This is a genomic window from Paenarthrobacter sp. Z7-10, from assembly GCF_026932795.1.
Lineage (GTDB): Bacteria > Actinomycetota > Actinomycetes > Actinomycetales > Micrococcaceae > Arthrobacter_M.
Genome location: NZ_JADPVH010000090.1, coordinates 1 through 9,228, shown reverse-complemented (window position 1 = coordinate 9,228; position 9,228 = coordinate 1). Strand labels below are relative to the sequence as shown.

Genomic DNA, 9,228 nt, shown 5'->3' with positions numbered 1-9,228 from the left:
GCGGCAGCGATCCGAAGACCTCCGCAACGTAGTCCTCCAGCTCAAGGCGCACGGCCGCGATCTCGTCGTCCCTCATAAACCGAAATTAACAGACCCGACCGAAGATTAAAAGAGCAACACCCAAAAACCTAACAAAGTACTACTAGTGCCGTAGCGCACGATCGATACGGCGGCCGGGCTCACGTTCATGTGGACCGCAACCCAGACATACGTCGAAACACCAGCGCTCCCGCCCATAACACAAAGACTTGTCGATTTACATCAAGAGACAGCGGCGCGAGACCCGAGAAACTTTTTGCCGGCATTCATGGTCGGAAAAGGTCTGTAGAGTTGCCGGAAGCTGTTGGAACCGGACCGGGCGGGCGCACGCCAGGGCGCGGCCTCGGCCACGTCTTCGTTGTGGACGCGGACGGGGTCCTCCGCCAGGACCTAATCATCGGCGAGGGCACCATGTATCACCCCGGCGGGATTGACTTCGACGGCACCAACATCTGGGTGCCCGTGGCGGAGTACCGAAGCGCGAGCAGCAGCATCATCCACACCATTGACCCCCAGTCCCTGGAGATCAAGGAAAAATTCCGGGTCCAGGACCACATCGGCTGGCTGGTCAGCGACCCCCTGAGGGGCGTCCTCTACGGCGGTAGTTGGGGCTCACGGAACTTCTACACGTGGTCATATGACGGTGTTGAGCTGGCCGCTGGCAGAATACCAGTGACTTCATCGACTATCAGGACTGTCAGCACGCCGGGGACGGTTTGATTCTGTGCAACGGCATCGCGGCCCTACCGCAGGCCGGCAGTGACGGTGACGGTGACGGTGACGGTGACGGCGACTACGAACTCGGGGGAATCGCCCTCGTGGACCTTCGGCATCACCGAATCCTGCATGAGACTCCTGTGCCTCTGTTCAGCCCCGCCGGACACGTGGTAACAAGAAATCCTTTCGCCATGTCGGCCACCGACGACGGGCTTGTCCTCCGGCTGGCTCCGGACGACGGCGACGAGGGCGGCGACGAGGGCGGCGGAACGGAAATCCTGACGTATGCCCTCACGTTCTAATGTCGGCAGCACATGATTGTCCGCACCAAGACAGTGGCGGACCGCCCGGCCGGTGGTACGCCGCCAGTTCGACGTGCCCCCCGGTCGGCCTGACACCATTGAGGCATGACTGATCTGTTCATCGCCCTCGCTCCGGTCCTAGCCGTGCTGCTCGCGGCCATCGCCGCCCTCGCGGCCACTGCCGTGCTCCGCTTCCTTCTGAACCGGACCCTCAGCCGGGCCCCGGCTTCCGCGAGCAGTCCGCCCGCGCACGGAATCCCTGTCGGATCACCCTCGCCCTCGTCGGTGTTCACATCGGCCTTGGCATCACATCGGCGGGCGAACCATGGTTTCCGACGGTGGAGTTCATTGTCATGGTCGCGGTGATCGCTGCCCTGGGCTGGCTGGCCATCATCGTGCTGCTGGTCGGGGAAACGCTCCTCCTGACCCGATTCCGGACCCAGGCGCAGGACACCCGGCGCACGCGCCGGCTCGAGACCCAGGTGACGTTGGGGCGACGCGTGGTCGTTGCCCTGATCGTCACCCTGGCCTTGGCTGGCCTGCTGCTGACGATTCCGGAGGTACGGGCGCTGGGGACAGGCATTTTGGCCTCCGCCGGACTGATCTCCATCGTGGCCGGCCTGGCAGTGCAAAGCTCGCTGACCAACGTTTTCGCCGGTGTTCAGTTGGCGTTCACCGACGCGATCCGCATCGACGATGTCGTCGTGGTCGAGAAGCTGTGGGGGAAGATCGAGGAAATCACCATGACCTACGTGGTGGTCCGGGTCTGGGACGAGCGGATGCTGATCCTGCCCTCCACTTACTTCACCACGACTCCGTTTGAGAACTGGACCCGCACCAACTCCAAGATCATGGGCACCGTGGAGCTCGACCTGGACTGGCAGGTACCGGTCGCCCAGTTGCGCGCGCATCTGGCCCTACTGCTGGATAGCACCGATCTGTGGGACCGTCGGACCGGGTCCCTTCAGGTGACGGACGCGACCGGGGACTTCGTACGCCTTCGCATCCTGGTCAGCGCCGCGGACAGCGGCGCGCTCTGGGACCTGCGCTGCTTGGTCCGCGAATCCATGCTGGAGTATCTGCAGACGAGTAATCCCTGGGTGCTCCCCCGGCACCGCTGGCAGTCGGTCCAACCCGGCCCGGACGACGACGCGGCGCCTACCGCTGAACGGGAGGAGGTGCGGACCGGGACACAGAGCGGCCACCTCGAGGTCGCCGCCGGCGATGCGGAACGCAAACAACTGTATTCCGGTCCCGGTGGAAGCGCCTTCGAGGAGCGGGCGAGCAAGTCAGCGGGCAACCCCGCGTAAGCGGCTTCGGCAGCGTGGCTGACGGCGGCGTTGTGGCTAGGGGACATGGTCAGCGGGAGGCAACGTATGTTAGAACTGAGGCCGTGCCCGACGTTCCTGGGCAGCGGCACCAAGCGTGGCGCCAATGCACGGTGCAGAAGCGGGGATGATCATGACAAACGGCAAAATCGCTCGGCTGAGAGACATCCTTCGGACGCAGCTGTGGCCACTGCCTGCCTTGGCCGTGGTCGTGTCCGTGGTTCTGGGCGGGGCGCTTCCTGCCCTGGACGCCGTCGTTGACCGGCAGCTGCCTGAAGGCCTTGCTGTCTTGCTCTTTGGCGGCGGCCCCGAGGCAGCCCGGTCTGTGCTGCAGGCGATTGCGGGGTCGCTGATCACAGTGACGTCGCTGACCTTTTCCCTTACCGTTGTGACCCTTCAGCTGGCCAGCAGTCAATTCTCTCCCCGCCTGTTGCGCACCTTCACCAGCGACAGGTTCGTTCACGCGACGTTAGCGCTATTCATGGCCACCTTCGCGTTCGCCCTTGCGGTCCTCAGGAGCGTACGGACGGAAACCAGTGGGAGCCCGTCCTTCGTACCCGAACTCTCCATCACGATCGCCTATGTCCTGGCGATCGCGAGCATCATGGGGTTGGTGTTGTTCCTAGCACACTTGACTCGCGAAATTCGTGTGGAAACGATGATGCGACGCGTCACCGTCGAAACCCGGAACAGCATGGACCGGGTCTTTCCCCCGGATCGGCCCGCGGCTACCGCCGAACCGACGGTGGGAGCCGGCAGTATCCGCATCCGGTGTTCTCACTCGGGCTTCCTTACGGTCGTGGACAAAAAAGCGCTGCTTCACGCAGCGATCGAAGCCGGCGCCGTGATCCGGGTCGACCGCACGCCCGGCAGCTCTCTAATCGAGGGAACCCCTTTTGCCACGGCGTGGCCGCTGGCGCCAGGGGCCACCTTAGACTCGGACGCCTCGGGGCAACTGCGGGAAATGGTCAATTCCGCGGTCGAGACCGATGTTGAACGAACGAACGTCCAGGACATGGGTTTCGGATTCCGTCAGCTCGCCGACGTGGCAGCCCGCGCTCTGTCGCCGGGGACCAACGATCCGACCACTGCGGTGCACGTACTCGGACATCTTTCGGCCCTGCTATGCCGACTCGTCGGGAGGAGTCCGGGTCATGAGCTGCTGCGCGACGACGCCGGAAACGTCCGGGCCGTCCTGAGCCAGCCCTCGTTCGCGGACCTGCTGGACCTCTCCATTGGACAGGCTCGGCTCTACGGAGTAAGCGACCCTGCCGTCGCCGAGAGGCTCGTATGTCTCTTGCAGGAAGTGTCATATTGCGACAGCAAGGACCATTACCGTAACGAAATCCACGAACAATTGGAGCGTCTGCGCGAGGCCATCGGTGCCGGCAGCTACCTTCGTGCCGAGCAGAGCCGGCTCCTGAAACTTGCGGATGATGCTGGATATTGGGTGCACCACTAGTCTGAGAGTCGGGCACGAGCGTGAGAGCCATAGTTGTTGGTCGGGTATCACCAGCTTGGTCACGGCCCGCCAGCTCGGGTCGCCGGCTGGGATGTCGTCCTGCTAGAGCAGCCAGCCCGCAGCGCTGGAGGGGGGCCCTCGACGTCCCGACAGGGCGAGCGTAAATGCGGACGGCGCGTGGCTGAGGCGAGCCTGGGAAAACAGTGATGGCGTGGGTGTCGAGGTTGAGGGCTGGACGCAGGGCCGATCACCGGGAACGTCTCGTCTACCGCGACAGCGGATGTTGTGAACCGTTGGTGCCTACTAATGGGGACGACGCAGCGCCCCGGCAGGCGCAGGCTGGAAGATTCCTGGAAACAGTTCCGCTCCACGTCTCACGTTGAGGTTGCTGCCTTAGAGCCGACCGTTGTAAACGTCCAGGCCGAATCGATTGACCCAGGGGCTTGCGGCCTAGCCGAAGTACGGCAGGTGCAAGGTGTCTTCGATGCCGGCGAGCAGACTGTAGTGGTTGTACGGGGTCGTGGACCAGGTTTCGCCCTTGGTAAATGGCGACAAGACCAGTGCCCCAACCCGTCCGCCGCCGGGTCCGGAGATGCCGGGCTGCGGCGAGCTCGATCCGGGGCCTTCCCCGCAGCAGGCCGTGGCGTCGGATTGCGGCCCGTCGAGCGCTGAACAGATCCCCGAAGGCATGACCACCGGCGGCACAGCCGCGAAACGATCAAGAAAGGCGACACGGCGGAGATCCGTGGCCAGCGACTTTCGTACGAGGCGGGCGGGACCAGGCTGGCCACATGAGAGATGTAGTGTTCGAGGTAGAGACGCGTTCAAGCGACGATCGTGTGCACGCCGCTGGCGATCAACCCGTCGAACGCTCCCGTCGCCAGCCAGGCGGGGTCGGTATGGATCGACGGCCGGTCGTAGTAACTGGCGAAGGCGACCATCTCCGTCTCGCTGAGGCTCGCGTAAGCGATCTCGTAAACGGAGCCAGCGACATAGTCCTCACGCGACCGGTCCTCGAACTACCGGTCGCCGAACGGCGCAGGGAGATTTTACGCTCCGAGGAAGCCGGTCATGACCGGTCCACCTCACTTGCGGCGATGGACTCGGCGATCCGCTTGATCGCGGCGAGCGTTTTAGGGATGCCGTCGAGCGCCTGCTGGGTGCGGTCGGTGATCTGAACGTACGCCATCTCAGCGAACTTCTCCTCGAACATGGCTATACCGCTCGGCAGGAATTCCCACGACTCGCTCAGGGTCGTCCCGGTCTCTGCCGGGGTAAGGGTGAAGCCCCACCGGACCAGGCTGCCACCCACCACCCAGACGAACTCGCGACCGCGCTCGGCAGCCACCACCAGCGACCGGGTCTCCCAAGACCGGTGCGGGAGCTCATTACGCCCGGTGAACCAGGCACCGACCTGGCCGGCATTGACCTCGTCGTCCCACCAACACGACGTACAAACCGGGCTCCACTCGCCGGTGCGGGTGATGTCGGAGACCAAGTCGTAGAGCGTCTGGGCTGATGCCTGAACCGTGACGGACTCCTGGTGCTGGCGGATGCTTGTTAAACTCACGAGTCCATTCTCACAGATCGGTCACTTCTTCTGCCGCCGGCTGCCGCCGTGCCAGTCCTCCTGCTGACCGACCGTATCGGCGTTGACTCCGAGGGCAGCAAGCTGTGGCTGTTCGCGCAGGCTTCGCTTGAGCTCCGCGAAACCGGGGAAGCGTGCCAGCCCGACCACATGATCCCACAGCTCGGCGGCCGAATCTTCCTCCGGCAGCCGGCTGATGACCGGCCCGAAGAAGGCCACGCCGGCGGGTGGCTCAAAGTGGATGATGGGCGTGCCCACATCCTTACCCGTCAGCGCGAGGGCCTCATCCGTCTCCTGCCGGAGCTCACGGTCCCACGACTCGTCGTCGAGAGCCTCCGCCAGTGCCAGGGGCAAGCCAGCCTCGGCGAGGATCGGCTCCACGAACTCACGCGTCCCACGCCGCTCACGCACCTCACCTTCGGTGCGCTGGTTGACCGGGTCTGGGGCGGCATCGAAGATGTGCGCCCCGAACGCCGCATACAACCCGGCCATCGACTCGCGGCCATGCTCCGCACGTGCCCAGGCCGCCACCCGCAGAAGCCGGAGCCCGGCCGTGTGTCCGGCCTCGTACTCAGGCGGAAAATGCGCGTCATAGTCAACCCCGGCGTTGATCAGACGCAACGAGATAAACCGCCAGTCCACGGTGTAGTCCCGCTGCGCCTGCACCTGCCGCACCCACTTGCTCGTCATCCAGGCGAAAGGGCAGACCGGGTCGAAATAGAAGTTAATGTCGGCATCCATACGTCCACCTTTACACCGGTTGGTAACCCACGTCTAATCGAATCCAGGCCCCAGCCCAAAAGGTGGACACCCGGTCAAGTCCAAATGCGTGGTGTATTGCGGTTGCCGCGTGATCCTTGGTTTGGTTAGGAGCTGAGTGCGCCGAGTTCGGTGTTGGTGTCTTCCTTCTCTGTGGTGGTTCTTGCTTGTGGTGAGCGGGCCAGGACATCGAGTCCGAGGTAACGGCGGCGTTGTGTCCATTCGGCGTGCTGCTCCGCCAGGACTGCGCCAACGAGTCGGATCAGGGCGGTCCGGTCCGGGAAGATTCCGACTACATCGGTTCGCCGGCGGATCTCCCGGTTCAAGCGTTCCTGCGGGTTGTTGGACCAGATTTGGCGCCAGATTTCCTTCGGAAACACGGTGAAGGCGAGGGCGTCAGCGCGGGCGGACTCGAGGTGGTTGGCGCCCTTGGGCAGCTTCTCCTCCAGGGCGCGCAGAACCCTGTCGAACTGGGCGTGCACGGCGTCCGCGTCGGGCTGGTCATAGACACTGTGCAGCAGGGTCCTCACCCACGGCCAGCTGCTCTTGGGCGTGGCGGACATTAAGTTCGCTGCGTAATGGGTTCTACGGCGTTGCCAGGCCACTCCGGGTAGCGTCGCCCCGATGGCTGCCACGAGTCCGGCGTGGGCATCGGAAGTCACCAGTTTCACTCCTGTGAGGCCGTGGGCGGTCAGGTCCCGGAAGAAGGCCAACCAGCCGGCCCCGTCCTCGGCGGAGGTGGCTTGGATCCCGAGGATATCGCGGTGTCCGTCGGCGTTGACGCCGGTCGCGACCAGGGCGTGTACGTTGACCACCTGCCCGCCTTCACGTACTTTCAGGACCAGTGCGTCGGCGGCAACGAAGGTGTACGGTCCGGCGTCCAGGGGCCGGGTACGGAACGACTCAACCTGTTCGTCCAAGTCCCTGGCCATGATCGACATCTGGGACTTGGACAGGCGTGTAATGCCCAACGAATCAACCAGTTTCTCCATCCTGCGGGTACTGACCCGAGCAGGCAGCAGGTCGCCACGACCGAGGTCAGAGCGGCCTCGGCACGGCGGCGGCGCTCGAGCAGCCAGTCCGGGAAATAGCTGCCCTGCCGCAGCTTCGGGATAGCTACGTCACCAAGTCGTCGGCGAAACTTTCAAACGGTTCCGCGTCCGGCGTCGGGTCGTCATTCGGGTGGTATCCAATTCCTTCAGGTACGGCAATGTCCTCCACATCAAAAAACTCGTAGGGCGAGGGCCGGAGGGTGTCGAAAATTCGATCATTGAGGTCGGCTGCATAACCCCCCAGTATTGCATCGAACAGCGCTACCTTACCCGGAGTGGGCCGGTCCGGAAAGACTGGCGCAGGGGGCGCCGCTGCCCGCCCTGTTGGACGGGGCAACATGCCGCGGTCACCGGGGCCAAGTAGCTTGATGCGGTCTCCAGGCTGCAAATCGTAGAGGCCGAAAATGGCCAGGGACCCAAGATCAATGGTGTGATCCGAATGGAGGTGTGTCAGGAATATCCCCGAGATGGAAGAGACGCTGATGCCCGCGACCATCAGTTGCCGGCCGACACCGTGCCCGCAGTCAACAAGATAACAGCGGTCCTTGACCAGTATTGCGGTCGCAATACCGTTGCGTGTGCCCGCTCCCGGCCCCGTCCACCACATCTGCCCGCCGGCGGTGCCCCTACATGTCAGCGTTGGGTAAGGCCAGCAGCTCATAGCAACTCCGTCTAATTCGTAGGGCGAGAATCAGGATCAGCATCAATGTCTATCTCCACAATGGGGTGGAACCGATTTCCCGTTGACTCAGGGGCAATACTTCATCCTGAGACCTGGCCGGCCCTTGCCCGCACAAGAAGGACCACGGCCATGCCGGTGACCGCGCCGAGGAAAGTCTCCACTCCTCGGGCAGCTATGAGGGCGTCCACGTTGGTGGGATGGGCGAGCACCGTCATGATCAGAATCAGAGGAGTGAAAAAGACCAGAGCCAGCCCGTAGTGGCGCGCCATGAACAATTCTGTGGGGAACCCGAAGACAGCCACCAAAATTGACAGCACGACGACGGCAGGGCGGAACTGGAGCAACATTGCAGTCACTCCCAGGCCGGCGAAGGTGCCGACTATGCGGTGGACACCGCGGCCGAGTCGGCCAGCGAAATCCGCCCCCGTCAACGGGACGGCGGCCGTAAAGACTCCCACCCTGGATCAGAACAGCGAACGAGGCTGAAGGGGCGCCTCGACTGGCTCCCGGGATTTCCAGGTTCGTACCGCAAAATGCCAAAGGTTTACGAGGGGGGCAGCTGCGGGCCGCTTGGCCTAACTGGGTTTGGCCGCCGCCCTGCATCGTGAGGGAAAGAGCCGCCCCTGCTGCACCGCGGTTGCTTGCCTAGAACTGGGTAGTACCGCGCAGCCTGTGTGGGCGGCCGTCCGGATCCACGACGAGACGGCTGATCGGATCCGCCCAAAGGCGTTGTCGGGGCGACACAGGTTCTGGAGTGTGGTGGCGCACCTGTCCGAGGGGGCGGGGCGAGTGGCGGCCAGTTTCGTGCCAGCGGTCAAGAGCTTCGGCGGAGGTGTTCCACAGTTTGAGCCCTGCCGCGGGGTCATGGAGTCGGGAATCTTCCTGGTCCAGGCCCAGATGTTCGGCCCATAATTGGAGGCGGAGCCCGTGGGCCAACGATCGGGCAGCGTCCGAGCCGGTGTCTGTGCCGGACGGTTCCCGGCTGGTGGCAGTGGTGTCAAAGACGGCGCAGGTGAGCTCGCTGTCGGTGGTCCAGGATCGGCGATTGAGGTTATCTGAGCCACAGTCGAACCAGGTGTCGTCGATGATGCAGATTTTGGCGTGGATGTAGATCGGAGTACCGGTGCTGTTCTCCAGGTCGAACACCCCGACCTGAGGTGTGTCAAGGATGTGAGACAGTCGGCTGGTTTCTTGTTGGTTAGGCAGCGGTTGGCAGCGATTGCTGGTTTGGCTTGAAATTGGTCATTGCGGTGGTCGGTGGGAGTCCTTTGTTGTGGCTGTGTGGGCGCCAGCGGTTGT

10 protein-coding genes and 1 pseudogene are annotated in these 9,228 nt (G+C 63.6%); 4 read left to right on the top strand and 7 right to left on the bottom strand.

Annotation, left to right across the window (positions count from 1 at the left end):
- The first annotated feature begins 330 nt into the window (after window positions 1-330).
- From IV498_RS17905 to IV498_RS17890, 4 genes are all read left to right on the top strand, one after another.
- Entirely contained in the window at window positions 331-759 is a 429-nt protein-coding gene (locus IV498_RS17905; RefSeq protein ID WP_269048435.1) for a DUF6454 family protein, read from the top strand.
- A complete protein-coding gene (locus IV498_RS17900; protein ID WP_269048434.1) occupies window positions 756-1,058 on the top strand; it encodes a DUF6454 family protein in 303 nt (100 codons plus the stop codon). The genes IV498_RS17905 and IV498_RS17900 overlap by 4 nt, the downstream gene beginning before the upstream one ends.
- A 338-nt stretch (window positions 1,059-1,396) precedes the next feature.
- Window positions 1,397-2,368 carry a mechanosensitive ion channel family protein gene (locus tag IV498_RS17895; RefSeq protein WP_269048433.1) on the top strand — a complete coding sequence of 324 codons (972 nt, stop codon included), beginning with the start codon at window positions 1,397-1,399 and terminating at the stop codon, window positions 2,366-2,368.
- A gap of 145 nt (window positions 2,369-2,513) precedes the next feature.
- Entirely contained in the window at window positions 2,514-3,848 is a 1,335-nt protein-coding gene (locus IV498_RS17890; RefSeq protein WP_269048432.1) for a DUF2254 domain-containing protein, read from the top strand.
- Window positions 3,849-4,298: 450 nt separating this feature from the next.
- Here IV498_RS17890 and IV498_RS17885 read toward each other — a convergent pair whose 3' ends face one another.
- The 7 genes and pseudogenes from IV498_RS17885 to IV498_RS17850 form a co-directional block, all read right to left on the bottom strand.
- Entirely contained in the window at window positions 4,299-4,538 is a 240-nt protein-coding gene (locus IV498_RS17885) for an alkaline phosphatase family protein (RefSeq protein WP_269048431.1), read from the bottom strand.
- Between the two features lie 379 nt (window positions 4,539-4,917).
- Complete coding sequence (locus IV498_RS17875; RefSeq protein WP_269048430.1) at window positions 4,918-5,418, bottom strand: SRPBCC family protein; 501 nt, start codon at window positions 5,416-5,418, stop codon at window positions 4,918-4,920.
- A 21-nt stretch (window positions 5,419-5,439) separates the two neighbouring features.
- Window positions 5,440-6,177 (bottom strand): mycothiol-dependent nitroreductase Rv2466c family protein, encoded by a 738-nt coding sequence (locus IV498_RS17870; protein ID WP_269048429.1) that lies wholly within the window; start codon window positions 6,175-6,177, stop codon window positions 5,440-5,442.
- Window positions 6,178-6,302: 125 nt separating this feature from the next.
- Window positions 6,303-7,318, bottom strand: a pseudogene (locus tag IV498_RS17865) (IS256 family transposase); the annotation flags it as partial.
- Window positions 7,312-7,854: an MBL fold metallo-hydrolase gene (locus IV498_RS17860; protein ID WP_269048437.1), complete on the bottom strand. Its 543-nt coding sequence runs from the start codon at window positions 7,852-7,854 to the stop codon at window positions 7,312-7,314. The pseudogene IV498_RS17865 and the gene IV498_RS17860, both read right to left, overlap by 7 nt.
- A 155-nt stretch (window positions 7,855-8,009) precedes the next feature.
- Window positions 8,010-8,387 carry an FUSC family protein gene (locus tag IV498_RS17855; protein WP_269048428.1) on the bottom strand — a complete coding sequence of 126 codons (378 nt, stop codon included), beginning with the start codon at window positions 8,385-8,387 and terminating at the stop codon, window positions 8,010-8,012.
- Between the two features lie 187 nt (window positions 8,388-8,574).
- Window positions 8,575-9,075: a phospholipase D-like domain-containing protein gene (locus IV498_RS17850; protein WP_330059861.1), complete on the bottom strand. Its 501-nt coding sequence runs from the start codon at window positions 9,073-9,075 to the stop codon at window positions 8,575-8,577.
- Window positions 9,076-9,228: the final 153 nt, after the last annotated feature.